Annotated in this window: 21 protein-coding genes; 10 read left to right on the forward strand and 11 right to left on the reverse strand. The window is 72.8% G+C overall.

The window, feature by feature from the left end:
• Positions 1–154 precede the first annotated feature (154 nt).
• Positions 155–2,536 carry an ATP-binding protein gene (locus N8I86_RS01490; protein ID WP_263276843.1) on the forward strand — a complete coding sequence of 794 codons (2,382 nt, stop codon included), beginning with the start codon at positions 155–157 and terminating at the stop codon, positions 2,534–2,536.
• Here the strand turns inward: N8I86_RS01490 and N8I86_RS01495 are convergent.
• Positions 2,497–3,450 carry a helix-turn-helix domain-containing protein gene (locus tag N8I86_RS01495; protein ID WP_263276844.1) on the reverse strand — a complete coding sequence of 318 codons (954 nt, stop codon included), beginning with the start codon at positions 3,448–3,450 and terminating at the stop codon, positions 2,497–2,499. The genes N8I86_RS01490 and N8I86_RS01495 overlap by 40 nt on opposite strands.
• A 239-nt stretch (positions 3,451–3,689) precedes the next feature.
• Between N8I86_RS01495 and N8I86_RS01500 the strand changes: the two genes are divergently transcribed.
• From N8I86_RS01500 to N8I86_RS01510, 3 genes are read left to right on the forward strand one after another with little or no spacing between them, the layout of a single operon-like run.
• The gene (locus tag N8I86_RS01500) at positions 3,690–4,409 is read left to right on the forward strand and encodes a hypothetical protein (RefSeq protein ID WP_143611302.1); all 720 of its coding nucleotides are present in this window, start codon (positions 3,690–3,692) and stop codon (positions 4,407–4,409) included.
• A 38-nt stretch (positions 4,410–4,447) separates the two neighbouring features.
• A complete protein-coding gene (locus tag N8I86_RS01505; RefSeq protein WP_158075352.1) occupies positions 4,448–4,621 on the forward strand; it encodes a hypothetical protein in 174 nt (57 codons plus the stop codon).
• A gap of 30 nt (positions 4,622–4,651) precedes the next feature.
• Entirely contained in the window at positions 4,652–5,038 is a 387-nt protein-coding gene (locus N8I86_RS01510) for a hypothetical protein (protein WP_073896252.1), read from the forward strand.
• Between the two features lie 114 nt (positions 5,039–5,152).
• Here N8I86_RS01510 and N8I86_RS01515 read toward each other — a convergent pair whose 3' ends face one another.
• The 6 genes from N8I86_RS01515 to N8I86_RS01540 all read right to left on the reverse strand — a co-directional run bounded on the left by N8I86_RS01515 (position 5,153) and on the right by N8I86_RS01540 (position 13,221).
• Positions 5,153–5,869, reverse strand: coding sequence for a hypothetical protein (locus tag N8I86_RS01515; protein WP_185091515.1), 717 nt, complete (start codon positions 5,867–5,869; stop codon positions 5,153–5,155).
• Between the two features lie 10 nt (positions 5,870–5,879).
• Positions 5,880–6,254: a CATRA system-associated protein gene (locus N8I86_RS01520; RefSeq protein WP_073896251.1), complete on the reverse strand. Its 375-nt coding sequence runs from the start codon at positions 6,252–6,254 to the stop codon at positions 5,880–5,882.
• A gap of 33 nt (positions 6,255–6,287) precedes the next feature.
• Complete coding sequence (locus tag N8I86_RS01525; RefSeq protein ID WP_263276845.1) at positions 6,288–10,067, reverse strand: CHAT domain-containing protein; 3,780 nt, start codon at positions 10,065–10,067, stop codon at positions 6,288–6,290.
• A gap of 131 nt (positions 10,068–10,198) precedes the next feature.
• On the reverse strand, positions 10,199–11,476 hold the full coding sequence (locus N8I86_RS01530) for a HEAT repeat domain-containing protein (RefSeq protein ID WP_263276846.1): 1,278 nt from the start codon (positions 11,474–11,476) through the stop codon (positions 10,199–10,201).
• A 30-nt stretch (positions 11,477–11,506) separates the two neighbouring features.
• Positions 11,507–12,784: an MFS transporter gene (locus N8I86_RS01535; RefSeq protein ID WP_263276847.1), complete on the reverse strand. Its 1,278-nt coding sequence runs from the start codon at positions 12,782–12,784 to the stop codon at positions 11,507–11,509.
• Positions 12,785–12,864: 80 nt separating this feature from the next.
• Positions 12,865–13,221, reverse strand: a complete 357-nt coding sequence (locus N8I86_RS01540; protein WP_263276848.1) for a hypothetical protein — start codon at positions 13,219–13,221, stop codon at positions 12,865–12,867.
• Between the two features lie 235 nt (positions 13,222–13,456).
• On the opposite strand from N8I86_RS01540, the gene N8I86_RS01545 reads away from it, so the two are divergent.
• The 3 genes from N8I86_RS01545 to N8I86_RS01555 all read left to right on the forward strand — a co-directional run bounded on the left by N8I86_RS01545 (position 13,457) and on the right by N8I86_RS01555 (position 15,828).
• Positions 13,457–14,077, forward strand: coding sequence for a cysteine hydrolase family protein (locus tag N8I86_RS01545; protein ID WP_073896827.1), 621 nt, complete (start codon positions 13,457–13,459; stop codon positions 14,075–14,077).
• Between the two features lie 266 nt (positions 14,078–14,343).
• Positions 14,344–15,354: an aldo/keto reductase gene (locus N8I86_RS01550; RefSeq protein WP_263276849.1), complete on the forward strand. Its 1,011-nt coding sequence runs from the start codon at positions 14,344–14,346 to the stop codon at positions 15,352–15,354.
• Between the two features lie 54 nt (positions 15,355–15,408).
• Positions 15,409–15,828: an SRPBCC family protein gene (locus tag N8I86_RS01555; protein ID WP_263276850.1), complete on the forward strand. Its 420-nt coding sequence runs from the start codon at positions 15,409–15,411 to the stop codon at positions 15,826–15,828.
• An 89-nt stretch (positions 15,829–15,917) separates the two neighbouring features.
• Here N8I86_RS01555 and N8I86_RS01560 read toward each other — a convergent pair whose 3' ends face one another.
• Positions 15,918–16,967 (reverse strand): fatty acid desaturase family protein, encoded by a 1,050-nt coding sequence (locus N8I86_RS01560; RefSeq protein ID WP_263280036.1) that lies wholly within the window; start codon positions 16,965–16,967, stop codon positions 15,918–15,920.
• Positions 16,968–17,227: 260 nt separating this feature from the next.
• Between N8I86_RS01560 and N8I86_RS01565 the strand changes: the two genes are divergently transcribed.
• On the forward strand, positions 17,228–17,440 hold the full coding sequence (locus tag N8I86_RS01565) for a helix-turn-helix domain-containing protein (protein ID WP_073896244.1): 213 nt from the start codon (positions 17,228–17,230) through the stop codon (positions 17,438–17,440).
• Positions 17,441–17,462: 22 nt separating this feature from the next.
• Here N8I86_RS01565 and N8I86_RS01570 read toward each other — a convergent pair whose 3' ends face one another.
• A complete protein-coding gene (locus N8I86_RS01570; protein ID WP_263276851.1) occupies positions 17,463–17,738 on the reverse strand; it encodes an alpha-amylase in 276 nt (91 codons plus the stop codon).
• Positions 17,739–18,197: 459 nt separating this feature from the next.
• Here N8I86_RS01570 and N8I86_RS01575 point away from each other — a divergent pair, with 459 nt between their 5' ends.
• Positions 18,198–18,353, forward strand: coding sequence for a hypothetical protein (locus tag N8I86_RS01575; protein ID WP_185091513.1), 156 nt, complete (start codon positions 18,198–18,200; stop codon positions 18,351–18,353).
• A 296-nt stretch (positions 18,354–18,649) separates the two neighbouring features.
• The gene (locus N8I86_RS01580) at positions 18,650–19,480 is read left to right on the forward strand and encodes a helix-turn-helix transcriptional regulator (protein WP_263276852.1); all 831 of its coding nucleotides are present in this window, start codon (positions 18,650–18,652) and stop codon (positions 19,478–19,480) included.
• On the opposite strand, the gene N8I86_RS01585 is transcribed toward N8I86_RS01580, so the two are convergent.
• Together N8I86_RS01585 and N8I86_RS01590 are read right to left on the reverse strand one after the other, a co-directional pair.
• The gene (locus N8I86_RS01585) at positions 19,408–20,502 is read right to left on the reverse strand and encodes a HEAT repeat domain-containing protein (RefSeq protein ID WP_123439286.1); all 1,095 of its coding nucleotides are present in this window, start codon (positions 20,500–20,502) and stop codon (positions 19,408–19,410) included. The two genes, N8I86_RS01580 and N8I86_RS01585, sit on opposite strands and share 73 nt — an antisense overlap.
• Positions 20,496–21,170, reverse strand: coding sequence for a HEAT repeat domain-containing protein (locus N8I86_RS01590; RefSeq protein ID WP_263276853.1), 675 nt, complete (start codon positions 21,168–21,170; stop codon positions 20,496–20,498). The genes N8I86_RS01585 and N8I86_RS01590 overlap by 7 nt, the downstream gene beginning before the upstream one ends.
• Between the last annotated feature and the right edge of the window lie 323 nt (positions 21,171–21,493).

The following is a 21,493-nucleotide window of genomic DNA, read 5'->3' on the forward strand; positions in this document are numbered from 1 at the left end:
TCCTCCCGCGGCCGACCGAGGTCCGGTATCCCCTCGGCGTGGAATCCGCAGGCAATCACGGGGATCCGTCCGGTCGCCCGCCGTGCTGGAACACACTGGAATCGTCTGGATCCGCGTGGTGCGGACCGGTGAACGTCCCTGAGGGGGAACGGTGGTGAACGAATTCCCGTGGCCGCCCGGCCAGGACGCGAAGGCACTCGCGCAGCGGCTGGCGGTCGAGCTGACCCGCGCCGTCGTCCGGGCCGAGAAGAGGTCCGGCAGAACACTGGACCGGCGCGAGCTCGCCCGGCGCCTGAGCGTCTCCACCAGCAGTCTGTACGCCTATCTCAACGGCACCACTCTGCCGGGCACCGGAGTCTTCGACGCGCTCCTCGCCGCGCTGGGCGTCTTCGGGCCCGAGGCCGGCCGGCTCGCCACCCTGCGGGACGAGGCCGACGCCGCCCGGAGACTGCGCCCGACCGTCCCGCGCGGGCCCGCCGCCATCTTCCCGACGCCTCGTCAGCTGCCGCTGAGCCATCCGGTCTTCGTCGGCCGGGACGCCGAACTCGCCCGGCTGGACGCGTTGCAGGGGACGTCCGAGGACGGCACCACCGGGCGCGCGGCCGTCGCCGTCGTCGAGGGCACCGCGGGCGTCGGCAAGACGGCACTGGCGCTGCACTGGGCGCACCAGGCGCGGGCCCGCTTCCCGGACGGCCAGCTCTACGTCGATCTGCGGGGCTTCGGCGACGAGGCGGTCATGGACGCCGGCGAGGCCCTGCACGGCTTCCTCCAGGCCCTCGGTGTCACTCCCGCCGCCGTTCCGGCCGACACCGCCGTGGCCTCCGGACTGCTGCGCACCCTGCTGGCCGGCCGCCGGGTGCTGCTGGTGCTCGACAACGCACGCTCCACCGACCAGGTACGGCCGCTGCTGCCCACCGACCCCGGTTCCGTCGCCGTCGTCACCAGCCGCAATCGCCTCGACGGTCTCGTCGTACGCGAAGGCGCCCTGCGCATAGCCCTCGACGTGCTGCCCCGCTACGCCGCCCGCACCCTGCTGGAGCGGCAGATGGGCGCCGAGCGGCTCGCCCAGGAACCGCGCGAGGCCGACGAACTGGTCCACCTGTGCGCCCGGTTGCCGCTCGCGCTGAGCGTCGCCGCCGCCCGGACGGCCACCGCCCCCGCCGGCTCGGTCGGTGCCCTGGTGCGCGAACTGCGCCGCGCCCGCGCGCCGTTGGACCTCTTCGGTGTGCAGGACGCGGATGTCGACCTGCGCAGCGTCTTCCACGGCTCGTACGCGCTGTTGCCGGCGCCCGCCGCCCGTCTCTTCCGGCTCCTCGGCTGCCACCCGGGACCCGACATCGACGGCACGAGTTGCGCGGGGCTGGTCGGCGCCTCCGATCCGCCCACCGCTCTCCTCGACACCCTCACCGCCGCCCACCTCGTCCGCCAGCACACCCCCGGCCGTTACGCCCTGCACGATCTGCTGCGCCTGTACGCGGCGGAGCTCCTCGACGGTGGCCCGCCGCAGGAGCGCCGGGAGGGCACCGAGCGGCTGCTGCGGCACTACGTGGACACCGCGCGCCTGGCCGATCACCACCTCGAACCCTGGCGCCCGGCACCCGGCGGCCCGCCGAAGCCCACCGCCGCGCAACCGGCGATCGGCGACCGCGCCACGGCGACCGGCTGGTTCGAGACGGAACTGTCCTCGCTGCAGGCCCTGGTCGCCCAGGCCGCCGTCACCCCCGGGCTGGAGCCGTACGCCTGGCGGCTGGCCGACGCCTGCGCCGTCCACCTGCGCCGCTCCGGCCACCGGACCCAGCGGGCCGCCGTGCACGCGCTGGCCCGCGACGCCGCCGCCCGGGCCGCGGACCGCGCCGCGCACGCCACCGCCACCCGCCGGCTCGCCGACGCCCTCTCCCGCCTGCACCGTACGAGGGAGGCGCTCGGCCTGCTGCACGAGGCCCTGCGCACCTGCCGCGACCTCGGCGACGAGGAGGGCGTACGGGAGGTGCGGCTTTCCCTGGTCCGGGTCCACGGCTCCTGCGGCGACCCGCGCAGGGCGCTGCCGCACGCCCGGCTGGCGCTCGCCATGGCGGAGCGCACCGGGGACCCGCTCGCGCTCGCCGACGGCCGCACCGCCGTGTCGCAGCAGTGGGAGCGCCTCGGAGAGCACACCGTGGCCCTGGACCACGCGCGCCGGGCCCTGGACCTCTACACCCGGCTCGGGCACCTCGACGGACAGGCGGGCATCCTGATCGGCATGGGCCGTTCCGAACAGGCGCTCGGCCGGCCCGCCGCCGCGATCGGGCACTACCAGGTATCCCTGAGCCTGGACCGGGCGCTGGGCGACCGCTACCGCGAGGCCCATGCGCTGGCGCACCTCGGGGACGCCCATGCGGCACTCGGCCGGGACGAGGACGCGGGCGCCCTCTGGGAGGAGGCCCTCGCGCTCTTCGAGGACCTGCACCACCCCGATGCCGAGCCGGTCCGCGCCCGACTGCGTACACGGGCGGAGGGCTATGCCGCGGAGCCGGCCTCCAGCCAGCTCAGCCCATAGCCGTAGCCCACCTTCATCGCCGTGAACTCGACGTCGACAAGCCCATGTTCGTCCGGGCTGAGGGCCGGGGTTCCCGGATTCCGCTGGTAGATCACCGCGGTGGGCACCCCGGTCAGCCGCCACACCGCGCGCGGCGGCTTCGCGCGGTCGAACCGGACCCGCAGCCGGAAATGCTCGCTGCGGGTCAGCGGCACGTGCACGAAGTGCGGAGCCATCGGCTGGGCCGGCGGGATGCGCAGCCGCAGTTCGTACACGTGGCGGGTCCCGGCCCTGAGGGGTACGGGCAGGATCAGGAACCGCTCGAAGTAGCTCTCGTACTGCGGGCCGCCGTCCGCCAGGCGTCCGCCGCGGACGGCGGAGATCTCGAGCCCGTGGTCGGGCGTCGTGTCCCCGGCGCGCCGGGGCACACTCACCCCGACCGGTATCCGGGCCAGACCGTCGCAGGTCGCCACCACGATGCGGCGCTCCAGCGCCTCCGGGGTCGGGGTGTCCAGCCGGAGCAGGGTGGACACCGACTCGGTGTACCAGCCGTGCGGCTCGGTGCGCGCGCAGTCCGCCGGGCACTGCTCGGCGTGCACCCCGGCCGCGCGGTCCGCGGGTCCGTCCCAGGGTGGCGGGGTGACTGCGGCCGGGCCGTCCGGGCAGTGGGGGTCCAGGGCCCGGCGCACCTGCGCCCAGTACTCGCCCCAGCGCCGCACGTCTCCCCCGCAGGCGCCGACGATCGCCAGCGTGACCGGCCGGGTGGGGTGGGTCTTCCCCCGCATGGCGTCGCTGACGGTCGTCCTGCCGTACCCGGTGCGCCGGGCCAGCTGCTCCAGGGTGAGGCCGGCCGATCCGCGCAGGTCCCGCAGCCAGTACGCGAAGAGCCGCTCCGCCGACCCGTCCAGGACGAGGTCCTTCTGCGGACGTCCCATGGCACACAACTCCCTTGTTCCACAACGGCGGTGAGGCCGCTGCCGCCGCCGAGTCTGGCACACGCCGGTCGACTCGCGCCGGTCCTGTTGGTCCGCCCGCGGACCGTCCGGGTTTTCCGGAGATCGTCCGGTTCGCCGGAGAACCGTTGAGCGGCGGCTCCGGGCCTTGTTAGACAGGTTGCGCCCGGCTCGGATGCGTCCGCATCGGCCGGTTCCTGCTCTTGTGCCGGGAGAAGACCATGGCTTTGTTCCCCAGGACGCCACGCGCCGCACGCCTGCCCGGCGACGTGGTGTCGCGGATGGAGCGGTTCGGCCGCTTCGAGTTCGACCCGGTCGGCACCGACATCGACGCCTCGGACGTGTGGGGTGAACTCCAGGCGCCGTTCCTGCCGTTCGCGCAGTCGGATCCGGACGGCTTCGCCCGCTCGCTGGCCGACGCGGTGCTGCCGGCCGGCGGCTTCGCCCTGTTCGGCGCCGCGCGCACGATGTGGAACCTGGTCGGCTCCGACTTCAGCAGCCCCGCCTACGACGCCGTGCGGATGGCGGCGCTGGAGTTCTTCCGCGCGAACGGGGTGCCGAGCAACCGGCTGTCCGCCGACGACTGGCGGTTCTGGCAGGAGAACCGGTCCGAGCCCTGGCTGGTGGGCCGCCCGCGGCCGTCGTCCGACGAGGCCCGGATCGCGCCCCTCCTGCCGGGGGAACTGCGCCGGGTCGCGCAGATCACCTCGGCACCGGACTCCAACGTCGTCTACGTCGCCGCCGCGCACGACGGCCGTTTCGCGGCCGTCGTCGATGCGCGGACCAGCGACACCGACCCCGCCAGGGGCCGCTTCGACTGGATGTCGGCGGACACCCTGGACGACCTCTACGGCCGGATCGGCGACGCGTTCCAGACACCCGTCCACTGGGTCGCGGACGAACTGCGGCCCTTCATCCCCCTGCCTCCGGCCCGTTTCTGAGGATCCCGGGGCGACCGACTCCCAAGGAGAGAAAACACATGGCGAAGGGCCGTAGCTGCCAGGTCTGCCGGCAGCGCATGAGCGTCAAGAGCGAACAGCGGCAGCCCATGGGCTCGTGGATCGTCTACGAGTGTCGCAACCCCGCCTGCAAGAACTGGATCGACAGCGGTCAGCGCTACCGGTTCAGCGAAAAGGTCTTCGAGGACAAGTAGAGCGAGCGCGACGAGTAGGGAGAACAGGGCATGGCCAAGTCACCGGTGGAGATAACGACCCAGCTGTCGATGGCGGAGGCAGCCGATGTCTTCCGCATGGCGATGCGGGTGAGCTGGTGGAGCGAGCACATCACCGGCGCGGGCACCACCTTCGAGGAGCCCAGGGGCTCGGTCTTCGAGACCGTGGCCGAGGACCGGCCCGACTTCGCCGTGCTGGCGCTGCTCGGGGGCCGGGGAGCGGAGATCCAGAAGTCCGCGGTGCACATGTACATGTGGAACCGGGGCGGCCACCGCCAGATCATGCTGGGCGTCGGCCGCAACCTCGGTTCCTTCGGCATCAAGGCGAACCGCAAGATCCGCCGGTACGTCGACGCGCTGACGGACCTCGATCCGTCGGCGGAGTACTCGGGGATCTGACCGGACCCACCGACCGGCCCTCGGTACCGAGGGCCTGACGAGCACCCGGCGCGGGGGGCCGGGTGCTCGTCGTCGTAGGTGGGTCCGCACCGGGTGGGCCAGCCGTCGGTGTGCTCAGCCGACCGCCGTGAACGCCTCGGCGGACACGTCCCGTTCGAGTACGGACCGGTGGAAGGAGTAGACGTCGATGTGGGAGACCTTGACCAGCAGGCAGTACTGGTCCACCGACGCCACCGAGCGGGCGACCTGGGCGTACTCGCGCCGCAGGAAGTGGACCGCCGCCTGGTTCGCCACCGAGCTCTGCCCGCAGACCAGGACGACCGGCCGGCTCGACTCCGGTGGGGTGAACTTGGCGACGACCGCGTACTCCTGGTGTCCGCGCTCGAAGGCGTAGCGCTGCCCGCCGACCACGATCGCGACGGAGTCGGGGCGGTCGCTGAACGGGGCGATCGTCACCCCCGGCAGATGGGCCGTGAGATGCCCGCCGGTCCGTGGATTGGACCCGCCGATCGGCCCGCCGACGCAGAACTCGGTGCGGTCGCCGTTGCTGCCGCGCAGATCGCCGGACTCGACGCTCACCCGGCAGCCCAGTTCGGCGAGCAGCACGGTGAGTTCGACGACCGCGCGCAGGTCGCGCTGCTGCGTCGTGCCCGGTTGCCCGTGCTTGGTGCCGACGACGATGACGCAGTGCTCGCCGGGCCGGGTGCCGAAGAAGGCGGCCTTGCGGTACAGCGCCCTGGCCCGCCGTCCCCGCTCCCACAACGAGCCCAGACCGAGACCGACGAGGCTCGTCAGCAGACCGATCGCGACATTGGCGACCACCGACAGCATCGGCCGGCCGTCAGGTCCGCTCGGCGGCCGCGGGCCGCGCCCCGCCGGGCGTGGGGTCCGGGTCGAGCGCGTGCACGAGGGCGACGACACGCTCCCGGTACGGCTCGGGCAGCGGCACCTTCCCGTCACCGTCGGGCGGCCCGTCCTGGGCACCCTCGATGCGGGTGACCCGGCTGCCGGAGAGTTCCTCCAGCTCGCCGGTGAGCGCGTCCACCGCCGCCGTGTCCCCCGCGGCGACGGCCGTCGACAGCTCGGCGAGCAGCTCGGCGGTCTCCTCCCACCCCTGGGGCGGCAGCCGCCACTCCTCCAGCATCAGCCGCAGCGCCAGCCGCGCCGCGCCGGCCGTCTCCCGGTCGATCGCGGCCGTCCCGTCCGATGTGCTCACGCCGTCTTCCTTTCGCTCTGTCGTCGTCATCCGTCAGCGCCCGGTGTGGACGTACGGCGCCCAGACCCGCGGCGAGCCGGCATGCCGCTTCCGCAGTTCCCTGACGATCTCGTGCACAGCCCGCCCGGTGCCGGTGACGTCGAGGCCGCCGCCGTACGTCCGCACGGCGCGGTACAGACGCTCCGTCAGCCGCACCGACACCAGGTCCGTCGCCTCCCACAGTGCTCCCACGACCTGCGGGTACCCGGCCGTCTGGAACGCCGACGTCAGGTGGACCGCCTCGTCGGGGAGGCGGTCGGTGCGGGTGGTGTGGCAGGCCAGCAGGACGGCCAGCTGGGCGTGCGGCAGGTGTTCGCGGGCCACGTCCCGTACGCCGAGCCGTCCGTCGGCGAGTTCCAGATGGCTCCTGGAGGGATCCTCCGCGTCGCTGAGTCCGTGGCACGCGAAGTGCACGGTCGCCGCCGAGGACAGCTCGCCCAGCACCCGCCCGACCGTCGCGTCCGCGCCCTGCACGGTCCGCACCGCGCCCAGGGTGCGGGCCATCGCCGCGACCTCCGCCACGGACGCGCCTTCCTGCCCGTCCGCACCGGTGGGCCGGCGCACGGCCAGGTACGGCCCGGCACCCCGGCCTGCCTTCGGAGCCTGCCGGGCGTGTCGCAGCGCCCTGATGCTCGGTGTGTACGAGGAGGCGACCCGGTCCAGCACCGAGCGCCCGTCGCCGAGCGCGTCCGCCCGGTGGTGTCCGGCGGCATGCAGCGGCAGATGGGCGAGCGGCCCGGACGCCGACCACCACAGTCTCGGCACCGCGGCGCGCGGGGTGCCGTCGGGGACGGGGCGGGTCAGGCCGGCCGTCCGGAGGACCGGTTCGGCGATGGCGTCCCAGAGCCATTCGAGGATGTCGAACACGGTCGCGGCGGCTTCCTTGCGCCGGGGGCGCGGCTCGCCTGCACCGACGGAGACCGCCGTGAGGAACTGCCGCGCGGTGTGCGCGAGCCGCCCTTCCGTGACGTCGAGCGGTACGAGTGCGATGCCCCCGGTGGTGACGACGAGGGCGTCGGAGCGCAGCCGGTCGATGTTGATCAGGACGATCGGCCCCTCCCCGGCCTCGCTGCGCATCTGCTCGGCGCTCGGCGGCAGCAGGAAGTGCGCGAACCCGTCGAGCCCCCGGATCCTGGCCATAAGCCGCTGCCACTCGTCGGCCACCGCGTGCTGATCCCGGATCCTCGCGGCCTCGCCGGGACCGTGCGCCGCGTCGTGCGCGGGGGGCTGCCCCGCGGCCGGTGCGCCTGGTGTCTCCGTCTCCCGCATGCGGCGGGCGAGGGCGGTGAACTCACGGGCCGCCGACGGATGGACGGCGGCCAGGTCGGAGACGTCGCTGCGGGCCTGCAGATCCTGGCCCATCAGTACCGCCCGTCCCTGCTCCAGCAGAGCGGCCGCCTGCTCCGTGCGACCCGCCGCGAGTGCCACGGCGCACGCGGTGCGGGCCAGACTCGTACCGGCGAGCCGGTCCGGGAGCTCGGCGGTGCGGCGTGGACCTGCCGGGACCGGATAGCGGCGGCCGAGCAGGGCGGCGCGCAGCACGGCCTGGCGGTCGTCGCGGTGCAGCGCCTGGGACACCACCAGGGGCAGCGCTTCCAGCGCGGCTTCGGCGGCGTCCGTCGCCAGGCCCCAGTCCCGGCGCTCGACCGCCTCGCCGAGAGCGCCGCGCGCGTTCTCGAACCGGGCCCGCGGCGGCAGCGCCCGTTCGGCGGCCGGGTTCCAGGAGACGGGCTCATCGTCGCCGTAGCGGTACCCGGTGACGTCGTCGTGGGCCCGGCGGACCAGTTCGGCGACGGTGGCCAGGGCGGGGCGCAACTGCTCGCGGAGTGCGGCCAGCTCGGGCGAGTACTCCGGCCGGCCCGGCAGGGCTTCCAGGCTCCGCCCCGCCAGCTCGACCAGCCGCAGGGCCTCCTGGGTGCCGGCCACGTCCCGGCGCAGGCAGGAGGCGGTGGCCAGGGCGTGCGCGTAGGGGATGGCGCAGCCGAGCCAGCTCGCCGACATCTCCGGCATCCGGCCGACCGCCCAGGCCAGCGCGTCGCACGCCCGCACGATCGTCGCCTCGTCCTGGTGCAGGGTCCCCAAAGCGTGCCGGTGCATCTCAACCGCGCACAGCAGTTCGGCGTACCGCGGACTCGCCGGCGGCAGCAGGCCCAGCTGCTCGTCCCCGCACCGCACGGCCCGCTCCAGGTCGTCGGGGTCCTCGCTGAAGGTGTACTGCGCGGCCAGCACATGCACGAGGAGGGCGGCGACGAAGCCGCGCCCCCCGTCGGGCAGCGGTCCGGCGAGTACGGCCTTCACCTGGTCGACGGCCAGGGACAGTCGACGCGGATCGGTCACGCCCTCCCCCAGCAGGGCGCCGCGGACGGCCGCGACGTCCGGCGGCAGCCCGTCGAGGTCGGCCGCGGAGGTCGGCTCGGCGGGGCCGGGGTCCGCGGGGGGCCCGGGCGGCCACACGAAGCCGCCGGCCCCGGTGCGGTCGGGTCCGGCGTCCGCCGCGGCGGACCGTGGGACGCCGGTGAGCGGTGCGAAGTCCTGCGGGCCGGGACCGGGCGAGCGCACACCGGGGCGGCCCGGCGGGGCGAACATCTGGATGGGCGGCAGCTGTACCCCCGTCAGCAGGGGCCCGAGCATCGGTCCCGCGAACTTGAGGAGCCCGGCGCCCTTGACCGGCAGCCACTTCAGCATCTTCCCCATCTCGGCGCACGCGGCGCGCTTCTGCGCGATGTGCGGACGCAGCGCATGGTCCGCCGGCAAGTCCCGCTCGAGCGCGGCCCACAGTTCGTCCGAGCGCCGGAGGTCGGCGTCCGACCCGGTGAAGAAGGCCCGCGCGCCCAGGAGCCCCGGCATGTTCCCGGCGTAGACACCGTGGTCGTCGGGTGGCGCGCACGCCCGGAATGCCTCCAACTGCGCGATGGCCTCGTCGACGACCTCCCCGTCCGGATGGAGCGGCAGGGACGCGGTGAGGGCGAGGGAGAACTGGAGATGGGCCGAAGCCGCCTCGTCGTCGACCCGACGGGTGCCGTGGCGCCGGGCGTGTTCGACCGCCCGCAGCGCCGACCGGCCGGCCCGCAACGCCAGTTGTACGCACCGGGTGTCGCTCGGCCGGTCGCGGAAGCGCACCAGCGCCGCGTGGACGGCCGTGCAGCTGACGAGGCCGGCCTCCAGGTGGTCGGTGGTGATGCCGGTGAACGCCGCGTCGGCCCAGCGCCCGGCGTCCGCCGACGTGGACGTGTCGCGGGACTCCAGGCGGATGAAGGCGGCCTGTGCCAGCCGGGCCAGCAGACAGGGCCGGACCAGGTCGTCGGCCGGGAGCCCCTCGGCCAGCCGTACGGCGTGCGGAAGCGAGGGCCGGGGCGGTGCGAAGTGACGGGGCGGGGGCTCCTCCAGGTAGGACGCCGCGACCGCCACCGGATCGTCCGCCGGGCGGCCCTGGGTCTGGGCGGCGAGATGGTGGTGGACGTCGTCCGACAACCGGTGGTCCTCGAACCGCCGGGCCAGCGTGCGCTCGGACAGCCACAGGTGCAGCGTCCAGCGGGGCCGCCGCGGATCCTGCCTCTCCCCCACGTCCAGCGCGTACTCCATGACCGCCACAGCGGCCACCGCGCAGTCCCTGCCGCCCTCGCTCCAGGAGGCGCGCAGCAGCCCGGCCGCCGCGGGCAGCCAGCTCTCCGGGTCCTCACCGGCACCGGCCAGGTGCCGTTCGACAGCGGGCGTCCATGCCGCCTCACAGCGCACCAGCACACGATCCACGGCCGTCCGTAAATTGTCTGACACGCCGCCAGTCTGCCCCGTGGGGACCGGGTTTGGCCGTCATCCGGAAATCTCCGACAAACAACCTGCCCCGGCCGAGACCGGGTTGGCCGCGACGGTCCGGCCGGTGCGGTGAGACGGCTCGCACGGACGGGTCATCGGGCGTTCCGGCGCCATTCGTAGCGCCATGCCGCGCCGAGGTACGTCTCCTCCTCCGGGTCGCCGGGGCGCGGCGGGCCGAGGCGACCGGCCCCCGGCACGCAGCGGTCGTCGTCGACGAGGGCCAGCCCGTACACGGCGACGACCTGGATCCGGCGGTCGGTGTCGTCCAGCAGCGCGGCCAGGACGTCGGCCAGGGCGGGGTCGCGGTCCCTCCCTTCGGCCACGGTGAGGCAGGCGCGCTGCCTCACCTCCGGTTCCGGGTCGTTCAGCAGCTGAAGCAGCGCCTCGCGCGCTGGGCCGGAGAACGCGGGCGGCGAGGTCCAGGCGCTGAGCCCGTAGGCCGCCGCCCACCGCACTCGGGCTTCGCGGTGGCCGGCGTGGAGCAAAATAGCCTTTTCCGCGCGGGGGCCAGGGTGTTCTCCGAGGGCCACCAGCACCTCGCGGAGCACTGAGGTGTCCGCCTCCTCGGCCGCCCAGTCGGTGAAGACGTCCAGCGCGGGACCGGCGAACGGATCCTCGTCGCTCCCGTCGAAGAGGTGGGTCAGCCGCAGCACATGGGCTCCGAACAACCGGCGACGGGGATCCTCGTGTGCGCGCAAGGCCGCTGCGGACTCCCAGGTCGCCGGGTCACGCCGGAGGCTCAGCAGGATGGCGGAACTCCCCCACGCGGCGTGGTCCGGGTCGGGGTGGGCCAACGCGCGGTCCATCAGGGTCTCGAACGGGGCACGGATGCCAAGCAGTTGCTCCAGGCGCGTGAGGATCGCCGCGTGCCCGTCCCGCACGGTCGTCCCGCCGAGGGAGCACTCGTCGACGCTGTCGAACTCGTCGTCCTGGACCCGGGTACGGACCGGGGTGCCCTCGGCCCCGGTACGGCGGCGCAGTTCGGCATCGACCCCGGTCTCGTGCCACCGATGCGCGAGGTCCCGCATGTCGAGCAGCTCCGACCTGGAGAGCCGCCCGCGCACCCTTTCCTCCAGGAGCACGTCGAGGAGCGCCGGCGATCCCCAGTCGACCGCCACGCGCAGCGGAAGCGGACCCTCGGGACCCTGCTTGGCGGGATCGGCGCCGCGGTCGAGCAGCAGTCGGGCGACGACCGCGGAGCGCGTGCCGACGGCCAGCCGGAAAGCGGGTGTTCCGTGTGCGTCGCGGGCGTCGGGATCGCTGCCGTCGTCGAGCAGCCTCGTCACCAGCTCGATGTCGCCGGCCCGAACCGCCGTGATCAGGGGCGGCTCGCCGTACGCCGCCCCGCCCGTCGCCTTGTCCGCACCCATGGCTCTCCTCCGTCAAGTCCCCCGCAGCCGCTACTGCTGCTCGACCTCGCGTCGTTCGCTTGAGGCGCTGGGCCGATCCTCTCGCGTACGGCGGTTGATGCCGTACACGTCCCGGACACACAGGTTGAGTACGGCGGCGGCGGCGATCACGCCGGCGCAGGCCAGCAGCACCACCTGGCTGCTGGACGACTGGGCCGCGAGGGCGGTGACGAGGTAGCCGAGGGGGATGGCGAGGCGTTCCCCGACACCGTTGAAGGCGCTCATGCGACCTTGCTCCGCCTGTGGCACGTGCTGTTGGAACGCGGTGGTCCAGGCGACGATGGCGACGTCGAGTCCGATACCCGCCAGCAGGGCGGCCACCAGCACCAGCGGCAACGGCAGGCCGACGGCCATGGCCGCCAACGGGAGCGCGAGGGCACCGCTCGCGGCGATCGCGACCGCCAGCAGGCGGTAGGGCTTCCAGCGCAGGCAGACGACGGTGCCCGCCAGCAGTCCACAGGAGAAGGCCGCCTGGATCAGGCCCCAGTCGCGCGGTCCGGCGTACCGCTGGGCGGCGACGAGGGGGCCGAGAAGCTGGAAGCCGGCCAGCCACGCCGCGACGAGGACCGTACCGGCGGCCGTGTAGGTCCACAGCCAGGTGCGGGACCGGAAACCCGTCCACCCCGTCCGCAGGTCGGCCAGCACTCCGGCGGCCGCGCCGGGCGGCGCCTCCAGGCGCAGACCGAGAAGCAGGACGGCGGCGACGGCGAACGTGAACGCGTCCCACGCCAGCGCCCATGCGGCGCCACTCGCGGCGACGACCAATCCGCCGACGACCGGCCCCAGTACCTTGACCGCGTTGCTCGGGAGCCTGAGCAGCGCGTTGGCCTGCTGCAGATGCTCCTCGGGAACGATCTGCCCGACGGCGCCCTGCGTGGCCGGGACGATGAACGACGCCGCCGTTCCCGAGACGAACCCACAAGCCGCGATCGACGCCGTCGTCGCGTGCCCGGTGGCCACGGTGACGGCCAGGGCGCCCTGCGCGCCCGCCGCCAGCAGGTTGCCGAGGAAGAGGATCCGGCTCCGGGACAGGCGGTCCGCGAGGACGCCGCCCACGAGCAGGAACACGATCGTGGGAACGGTGTTCGTGGCGAGGACGACACCGAGGGAGCCGGCTCCCCCGCCCTGCTCGATGACAGAGTAGGCCAGCGCGAGGGGGGCCATCGCCGACCCCGCCGCCGAGATGAGGTTCGCCGACACGAACCGCCGGAAAGCCGCGATCCGCAAAGGCGTACTGCTGGCCTGCGGCGACTCGGCGACAGTCGTCATGATCCCCCTTGGACTCGGCGCAGCGAGCACCTTAGTGCAGTCCAGCGCGGCGCCCAGCGCCAGGTCAGGTGGGGGGCGGGTCAGGACGAGAGGACGACCCTGCGGCCGCTGTCGCTCGCGTCGACGCATTCCTGGTAGGGGTTGGGGTCTCCCTGCCGCTCCTGGCACTTCCACGTGGCTCCGCCCGCGCGGACCGTGCCGGGCCCCTTGGCCGTACCGGTTGCGGCCTTGGTGTAGGCGCTCGCCACTGCCAGGGCGGCGGCGCAGGCGTCGGCACGGTCGCCCCAGACGGCGAGGCCGGAGGCCGGGTCCGTACCGCAGAACCTGCTCGCTTCCGGGGCGGCCCGCGTGCCGTCGAGCGCCTGGGCGGGGGATCCGGTGCAGAGCACGGCTGCCGCGAGCAGGGTCGTGGCCGTTCCTGTCATGATCTTGCGCATCGCACACCTCATCCGCAGTCTTGACGGTGGGCGCAGGGGTTCCTGTCCCGTTCCCCGTCCCCGGTGAGAAGTCGTCCGTTCTCGTCGTCGATATACCACCAATGCCCACGAGAAACGACTTCAGATGTAGTGCTTACGCGCGGGCAGGCGGGGTCCGGTCGGCGAGCCGCAGGGCCGGGCCGCGTGCGCGAGCCGATAGTGGATCACCTGCACACTCCCCCGGAAGGCGGCCGTCATGACGGACCGTTACGACACCGGCCGCACAGCGGTCCTGCTGGTGGACCCCTACAACGACTTCCTCTCCGAAGGGGGCAAGCTGTGGTCGCGCCTGGCCCCGGTGGCCGACGAAGTGGGTCTGTTGCGCAACCTGCGCGCGGTCGTCGACGCGGCCCGCACGGCCGGCCTGCTGGTGGCGTTCGTTCCGCACCGGCGTTACGAGGAGGGCGACTACGTCGGCTGGGACCACCCGAATCCCACCCAGCGGAAGGCGCGACGCCTGCGGCTCTTCGCCCGCGACAGCTGGGGAGGCGAGTTCCACCCGGACTTCCAGCCGCGACCGGGGGACCTGCGGATCGCGGAGCACTGGGCCCAGAGCGGCTTCGCCAACACCGACCTGGACTGCCGGCTCAAGCAGCACGGCGTCACCCACGTGATCCTGATCGGGCTGCTCGCCAACACCTGCGTCGAGTCCACGGGCCGCTTCGCGATGGAACTCGGCTACCACGTCACCCTCGTCACCGATGCGACCGCGGCCTTCAGTGCCGACATGCTGCGCGCCGCACACGAGCTGAACGGCCCCACCTACGCGCACGCCATCGTCACCACGGCGGAACTGGTCCACACGCTGTCGGGGTGACCCCGTGAGCAGAGCGATCACCCGAGCGTGCGGATCCGGACTCCGGCGTCGCCCCCGATCGACATTTGCGAACACGCTGCACTTCAACGAGCATCCGACACACCTTGCAATAGCCCGCGCGTGCAAGTATTGTGCTCGCATATAAGGCGCGCCTGCAACTAACACAGGCGCTCGGACCACCCCGTGGCTACCCCCCTCCCCGCGCTCGCTCCGCCGACGGAGCCGCGGGGCCCGGGTATCGCCGCGTACCACGCAGAGGCACAGTCATGTCACTCACCGACCTCATCCCCGGCCGCCTCGGCTTCGGCACCGCCCCGCTCGGCAACATGTTCCGCGCGATCCCCGACGACGAAGCCCGCGCCACCGTGGAAGCCGCCTGGGACCACGGCATCAGCTTCTACGACAGCGCCCCCTTCTACGGCGCCGGCCTGGCCGAGCAGCGACTCGGCGAGGTACTCGCCGGCAAGCCCCGCGACTCCTACGTCCTGTCCACCAAGGTCGGCCGGGTCATCCTCGACGAGCACGAGACCTCCGCCCGCGACCTCGGCGAGAAGGGCGGCCTCTTCGAACACGGCAACCCCAACAAGATCGTCCACGAGTGGACGGCGGAGGCCACCGAGCGGTCCATCGAGGACAGCCTGAAGCGCCTGCGCACCGACCGGCTCGACATCGTGTGGGTCCACGACATCGCCCAGGACTTTCTCGGGGACCTGTGGCTCCAGAAGTTCGAGGAGGCCCGTACCGGCGCCTTCCGCGTCCTGTCCCGGCTGCGCGACGAGGGCGTCATCAAGGCCTGGGGCCTGGGTGTCAACCGCACCGAGCCCATCGAGCTGGCCCTCGCCCTCGACGAGCCCCGGCCCGACGGCTTCCTCCTGGCCGGCCGCTACACCCTCCTCGACCACGGCCACGCCCTCCAGCGCCTGCTTCCCCTGGCGCAGGAGCAAGGCGTCGGCATGGTCGTCGGCGGCCCCTACAGCTCCGGCGTCCTGGCCGGCGGCACCCACTTCGAGTACCAGCAGGCCCCGGCCGAGATCATCGAGCGCGTCGGGCGGCTGAAGGACCTCGCCGCGCAGCACGGAGTCGGGATCAAGGCCGCCGCCCTGCAGTTCTCGCTGGCACACCCGGCGGCGGTCGCCGTCATCCCCGGCGCCACCCGCCCGAGCCGTACCGCCGAGGACACCGCCGCCCTCGACGAGCACATCCCCGCCGCGTTCTGGGCCGACCTGCGCGCCGCCGGCCTGGTCAGCCCGGCCGCTCCCCTTCCCCACGGCGCCTGACCCCCGCACTCCTCCCCCACCCGGACACACCGCACGACCCCCAGGAGCACGACCATGGCCTCCACATCCGTCAGCCGCGTCCTGCCCGCCTCCCCCCAGCAGGTCTCGGACCTCATCGGCGGATTCGACGCCCTCCCCGACTGGCTCCCGTTCATCCGCGAGAGCACCCCGCTCGAAGGCGGCCGGGTCCGCCGCCTCACCAACCCCGACGGTGACGTGATCACCGAGCGCCTCATCGCCTACAGCGAGGCGGAGCGCTCGTACAGCTACGCCATCGTCGACGCGCCCTTTCCCGTCACCGGTTACCTCTCCACGCTCCGCGTCCACCCGGTCGCCGGCCGGGACGACGTCGCCGAGGTGCAGTGGTCCGGCCGCTTCACGCCCGACGGAGTGAGCGACGCCGAAGCGGAGGACCTCTTCGCCGGGATCTACCGTGACGGCCTCGAAGCTCTCCGGGAGACCCTCACCGCCTGACACCACCGCCACACGAAACCGCCGATTCCGCAGCCGGACACAGTCGTACGTGCCCGGGCTGCGGCATGTCTCCGCCGGTCCCCGACGGGTCACCGTGCCCTGCGCTGCCGCCTGATCGGCTCACCCACCCGGTGCAGATGGACCAGGGCCTCACGGTAGGAGCGGATCAATCCGGTCTCGTGATAGGCCACCCCGATCTCCGCGCAGTACTGCCGCACGACGGTCCGGGCGCGCCGCAGGTGAGGGGTGGGCATGCTCGGGAACAGGTGGTGCTCGATCTGGTAGTTGAGGCCGCCGAGCATCACGTCGGTCAGCCGGCCGCCCCGCACGTTCCGGGAGGTGAGGACCTGGCGCCGCAGGAAGTCGGGCCGCTCGTCACCGGCGAAGGTGGGCATGCCCTTGTGGTTCGGGGCGAAGGTGCAGCCGAGGTACACACCGAACAGGCACTGGTTCAACGCCAGGAACGCGAGCGCCTTGCCCGGCGAGAGGACCAGGAACAGAGCCGACAGCAGACCCGCGATGTGCAGGAGGAGCAGGGCTCCCTCCAGCGCGCGCTTCTTCATGTACGGCGCGCGCAGGGCCCGCAGGCTCGACACGTGCAGGTTGAAGCCCTCGAGGGTCAGCAACGGGAAGAACAGCAGGGCCTGGTGGCCGCCGATCACACGTGCCACACCACGGCTGGCACGTGCCTGATCCGTGGACCACACCAGAATGTCCGGGGCGACGTCCGGGTCCAGGTCCTCGTGATTGGGATTGGCGTGGTGGCGTGTGTGCTTGTTCATCCACCAGCCGTAACTCATGCCCACACCGAGATTGCCGAACAGCCTGCCCATGATCTCGCTGGGCCGGCGCCGCCCGAAGATCTGCCGGTGCGCCAGGTCGTGTGCGAGCAGGGCGACCTGCCCGAACACGAACGCCAGGAAGGCCGCGACGGCCAACTGCCCCCAGCTGTCCCCCAGGAGGAAAAAGGCTCCCCAGCCCGCCGCGTACAGCGCCACCACCAGGCCGATGCGTGCCGTGTAGTAACCGGGGCGCCGCCGCATCAGGCCGGCCGCGGCTATCCGCTGGGAGAGCCGGGCGAAGTCACTGCCGTTACCGGCCAAGCCGCGTTGCTCGGCGGCTGAGGCGGACGCGGGCATCACGGAGACATCAGGGGAAGTCGTCATGCCCGCAAGTCTTTCCTCGGGCCCGGAGCCCGTAGAAGCCTGCCAGCCACCGTCTGCCCCGAGGTATTCCCCCACGGGCACCGGGGGTTATCCCCCGGATCCGACGGCGGCCGACCGTCCGGGCCCGCGGCCCGCGGGCGGCCGCTCGGGCGCCCGCGCGTACCTCGGCCGCATGAGGAGCGGCGAGATGGGCAACCGGTGATCACGTCTCGACGAATCGAGAGGAGATCACCATGCACAAGGGCAAGTGGATAACGGGCAGCGCCCGTAAGGACCTGGCCAGGACCTTCACCGAGGAGTACGGCGAGGGACGGTCGATCCGCGCGATTGCCGAGGCGCACGGGCGGTCGTACGGCTTCGTGCACCGCGTCCTCACCGAGGCCGGCGCGCCCCTCAGGGCACGGGGCGGCGATGCGCGCAGCGGCGCCGCCAAGTCGACGCGGTGACAGCCGGCCGGCCCGTCGCCGGTCAGTCGAGGGCGCAGACGGCGAGGTGGTCCGCATGGCCGTGCAGGCCGAGGTACCCCTCGCCGACCGTGCTGATCGCACCCGGCGGCAGCGTGTGGCACGGGCCGGTGGCACCGTCCTGGTAGACGACCTTCAGCGCCACGGTGTCCGCGCAGTCGTTGGCGGCCTGGGTGTAGCGCCAGCTTGCGTACATGGCGACGCAGGCGGGGGCCGGCTCAGGGCTTTCGGACCGCGCCGAGGCCGGCTCCGCGAGGGCGAACGGAAGCGTCAAAGACATGACGATTCCAGCGCACCGCGCAACCCAATTCATATAGTTGTGCACCGACTTGACTCCCTTGCTCCAGACAGAAGGTGTAGATGTACGCGAAGGCGTGGGGGCGAACACCCGTCATGCGTTCAGGTGTCGAAGGAATCAGGGGGCGGAGCCGGAAGCAACACGCCTGGCTCGCCTTCGGACAGGGGGACGCTTGCACCCTGTGTCCGGCTGCCGCCCTGCACCGGGGCAGTCCGGCCGCGTCCGCGTACCGCGCGGCCCTTCAACCATTTCAGTGCTCTCCCCCGCGCCGGCTGCGTTCCTCCAGGCAGCGCGCCTCGCTGTCGGGTGCGCGCCGGAAGGACTGCAAGCGGCACGGCGCCGCGACGCCTCACCTTCGGCCGGAAGAGGCTGGACCGTCGGTCAACGGGTAGGCGAACGCTGCGGGGCCCACGAGAGGGCACCCCTGACGAGAGGAGTGACATGCCGGGAGTTCTGCAACGACTCAAGGAGTTCGCGAGGAGCCCGCAGGGGCAGCGCACCATCGAACAGGCACGCCGTACCGCGGCCGATCCACGCCGCCGGGCGCAGGCCCAGCGGCTCTTCGGCAAGCTCCGGGCCCGCCGGTCGGGAATGTGACCCACACCCGACGCGTGGCCGGCCGGGTCGGCGCCACGGGATGACTCACTCCGCTCCCCTTGCACGGCGGGTGACCGTGGTGCCCGCCGTGCGGCTCGTGCGCGGGCGGCGCCGCCGGGTGTGCGGCGCCGGTTTTCGCCCGGCCGGCAGCCGTCGGCAGCGAATCGCGCCGGACGGTGTGAAATCCGCCGACCGACCGCGCACCACGGCCGTGCCGCCGGTACGGGACTGGCGCCCCGTGTCGGCCGGGTGGCATTGACGGGCGGTGCCCACCACCCCTCCGTTAGCCTGAGAGCGTGAGTGAGCTTGCGCCTGAGACCGCTCTCCGGGAGTTCCTTCGGACCCGCCGGGCACGCCTCACGCCGGAGCAGACAGGACTTCCCGCACACCCGGGCTTGCCCCGGTCACCGGGCCTGCGGCGCGAGGAGGTCGCCCAGCTGGCCGGCGTGAGCGCGGACTACTACGTCCGGCTGGAGGCCGGGCGCGGCGCGGGTGTCTCCCCCTCCGTCCTGCGGGCCGTGGCTCGCGCGCTGCAACTGGACGACACGGAGCGTGACCACCTGTTCGCGCTGGTCGAAGGTGTGCGACAGCGCCCCCACGCCGTGGTGGAGCAGCAGGCCCGGCTCGGACTGGTGCGGGCGCTGGACAACATCAGCGACGTACCGGCACTGCTGCTCGGCCATCGGCTGGACGTCCTGGCCACGAACCGCCTGGCCCGCGCCCTCCATCTCGACTTCGACGGCCGTCCGGCCGAGGAGTGGAACATGGCTCGCTACATGTTCCTCAGCGAGGCCGCCCGTGAGCTGTGTGTCGACTGGGCCGAGACGGCCCGCGAGATCGTGGGCATGCTGCGCCTGTACGCCGGCCACCACCCGCACGACCCGACGCTCGACCAGCTGGTGAGTGATCTGTCCGCCGACGACCGGGACTTCCGCGGCTGGTGGGCCGGCCCTGAGGTGTACCTGCCCCGGTACGGCGTCCAGCGGTACCGTCATCCGCTGGCAGGGGACCTGACCCTCGGGTTCGAGGTGTTCACCCCGCTGGGCGATGACGATCAGACGCTCGGTCTGTACACCGTCGAACCCGGATCGCCCTCCGAGAAGGCCCTGCTCCTGCTCGCCGGCTGAACCGTCCGCATGTCACCTCCCATGTCACCGCGCAGCCGAAGGACGTACGCGGCGGTCAGCGCCACGGCGCGGTCCGGGTCATGTGACAGCTCCGCGAGGGCGGTTGACGCCCTCGTCCCTGGGATGCCGGCCAGGGCCTGGGTCAGCCGCCCGCGTGCAGGCGCCCCGGTGGTCCCGTGCGTGAGGAGGTCGACGAGTGCGCTCGCGATCCGGTCGGCCGTCCCGGTGTCACCGGCCAGCACGCTCAACGCGTCGGCCGCGTCGGTGTCGTTGCTCCCGTCGACCACCATGTCGACGAGCGTCGGGACCGCGTCGGCCACGCCGCGTGTCCCGAGCGCCAGGGCCGCGTACCGGCGGACCACGACATCATGGTTCGCGAGAGCGTCCCGCAGGCGTGTGGTGGTCTCGTCACCGGGAATCTCGGCCAGGGCCCGCACGGCACGTTCCCGTACCGCGGCCACCGGTGACCCGAGCCCTTCCGCCAGCAGCGCGGAGCCCGGATCTCCCGTGCGAGCCAACGCCCACCGAAGGGCTCCGGCGACGTTCGCGTCCGACTCACCGAGTGCCGCCTCGACCAGTGCCTCCACCGGCACCGTGACGTCGTGGGCGGAGGACAGGGCCGCGCGCTGGCGTGTGCCGGCGCTCGTCGACTCCAGTGCCTGGAGGAGCGCGACGACCTGGAGGACGTCCTCCCAGCCCGTGGGGTCCGTGGCGTCGATCCTGCACAGCCGGGTGAGCAGCTCGGTCTCCGCCGCGATGCGTTCGCGTGTCCGGCCGATGAGGTCCTCCACCAGCGCCGGGGGCGTGAAGCCGGGATCGTCGAGCGCCCGCCCGATCTCCCGCAGCGACAGTCCGAGCGAGCGCAGGCTCTCGACGTGGAAGATCCGCTGGATGTCCTCCCCGGAGTACTCCCGGTAGCCGGAGACGGTACGCCCCGAAGGACGCACCAACCCGAGCGACTCGTAGTGCCGGAGCATGCGGGCACTCACCCCGGAGCGCCGCGCCACCTCACCGATCAGCACGCCTGTCGTCCCTCCTGGCCGGGCCCGCCGAGGGCCACCACGCGCTTGGCCTCCTCGATCGCGCACGCGAATCCGGCGTCGGGGTCGCGCAGCAGCCGGCGCGTGGCGAGCGCGTGCGCGCGGACGACGGGATCGGGAGCCGTCGTCGCGGCCAGCAGCGGAGGCACATCCCCGAGCGCGACCAGCGCCCTGCTGAGACTCAGGTGTGTCTCCCGTCCGCCACGCCCGAGCTGGGTGACCAACACCGTGGCCAAGGCGTGTTCCTCCCCTTCCGGGACGAGGACAGCCGCGGCCCGCCAGGCGCTCCGCGCCACCTCGATGTCCGGGTCGGAGAGCAGCGTCGGGGTGATCGCCGGCCATGCCCGGGGGTCCCCGATCTTGGACAGCGTGTGCAGGGCCTGGCTCCTTGCCTGCGCGGACTTGGCGCGGACTTCGCGCAGCAGTGCGGGCAGTGTCGTGTCCACCGGGTGGCGGGTGAGTGCCCACGTCAGCATGTCACGGACGAAGAACTCGGGCTCGACCGCACTCCGTTGGACGAGCTTGTCCACGAAGCGCGGTTCGGGCGCCGTGCCCAGCGCCAGAGCGGCCCGCAGACGCACGGACGCACGACCGTCCTCCAGTCCCTGGAGGGCTCGTTCCGCGTCGGGCTCCTGTGTGCTGATCGCCATCTGCGACCACCTCCTTCGGCCAGGCAGTCAAAGGCTTGTCACCGTGTCAGGGTCAAGCCGGGACCGCTGGTGTGGCGCCTGATGCCCGACGTCGCGCAGGAATACCGGTGGGCCAATCCTAAAAACAGCTCTCGAATAAGTATACGGGCGCATTTACATACACTTCCTTTTTGAGTGCGGGCCTCGCGCCCCCTCTCCGTACATTGCGCGCGCCCTGTCCCTCACGGTTCCCCTCCCCTACCTTCACATCAGAGGCCGCGAGCGGCGAAGCCACCACACGGTGGAGGCGTCCGCGACCGGGAACGTCATTCGCGATGAATGTG

The organism is Streptomyces albidicamelliae (genome assembly GCF_025642175.1).
Lineage (GTDB): Bacteria > Actinomycetota > Actinomycetes > Streptomycetales > Streptomycetaceae > Streptomyces > Streptomyces albidocamelliae.

Excerpts from the sequence above, each read along its gene's own strand:
- N8I86_RS01590 (WP_263276853.1), bottom strand. The coding sequence starts at position 21,170 with ATGGCGATCAGCACACAGGAGCCCGACGCGGAACGAGCCCTCCAGGGA.
- N8I86_RS01575 (WP_185091513.1), top strand. The coding sequence starts at position 18,198 with ATGCCGGGAGTTCTGCAACGACTCAAGGAGTTCGCGAGGAGCCCGCAG.
- N8I86_RS01540 (WP_263276848.1), bottom strand. The coding sequence starts at position 13,221 with ATGCGCAAGATCATGACAGGAACGGCCACGACCCTGCTCGCGGCAGCC.
- N8I86_RS01570 (WP_263276851.1), bottom strand. The coding sequence starts at position 17,738 with ATGTCTTTGACGCTTCCGTTCGCCCTCGCGGAGCCGGCCTCGGCGCGG.
- N8I86_RS01515 (WP_185091515.1), bottom strand. The coding sequence starts at position 5,869 with ATGCTGTCGGTGGTCGCCAATGTCGCGATCGGTCTGCTGACGAGCCTC.
- N8I86_RS01535 (WP_263276847.1), bottom strand. The coding sequence starts at position 12,784 with ATGACGACTGTCGCCGAGTCGCCGCAGGCCAGCAGTACGCCTTTGCGG.
- N8I86_RS01505 (WP_158075352.1), top strand. The coding sequence starts at position 4,448 with ATGGCGAAGGGCCGTAGCTGCCAGGTCTGCCGGCAGCGCATGAGCGTC.
- N8I86_RS01500 (WP_143611302.1), top strand. The coding sequence starts at position 3,690 with ATGGCTTTGTTCCCCAGGACGCCACGCGCCGCACGCCTGCCCGGCGAC.
- N8I86_RS01530 (WP_263276846.1), bottom strand. The coding sequence starts at position 11,476 with ATGGGTGCGGACAAGGCGACGGGCGGGGCGGCGTACGGCGAGCCGCCC.
- N8I86_RS01560 (WP_263280036.1), bottom strand. The coding sequence starts at position 16,967 with ATGCCCGCGTCCGCCTCAGCCGCCGAGCAACGCGGCTTGGCCGGTAAC.
- N8I86_RS01495 (WP_263276844.1), bottom strand. The coding sequence starts at position 3,450 with ATGGGACGTCCGCAGAAGGACCTCGTCCTGGACGGGTCGGCGGAGCGG.
- N8I86_RS01565 (WP_073896244.1), top strand. The coding sequence starts at position 17,228 with ATGCACAAGGGCAAGTGGATAACGGGCAGCGCCCGTAAGGACCTGGCC.
- N8I86_RS01510 (WP_073896252.1), top strand. The coding sequence starts at position 4,652 with ATGGCCAAGTCACCGGTGGAGATAACGACCCAGCTGTCGATGGCGGAG.
- N8I86_RS01545 (WP_073896827.1), top strand. The coding sequence starts at position 13,457 with ATGACGGACCGTTACGACACCGGCCGCACAGCGGTCCTGCTGGTGGAC.
- N8I86_RS01555 (WP_263276850.1), top strand. The coding sequence starts at position 15,409 with ATGGCCTCCACATCCGTCAGCCGCGTCCTGCCCGCCTCCCCCCAGCAG.
- N8I86_RS01550 (WP_263276849.1), top strand. The coding sequence starts at position 14,344 with ATGTCACTCACCGACCTCATCCCCGGCCGCCTCGGCTTCGGCACCGCC.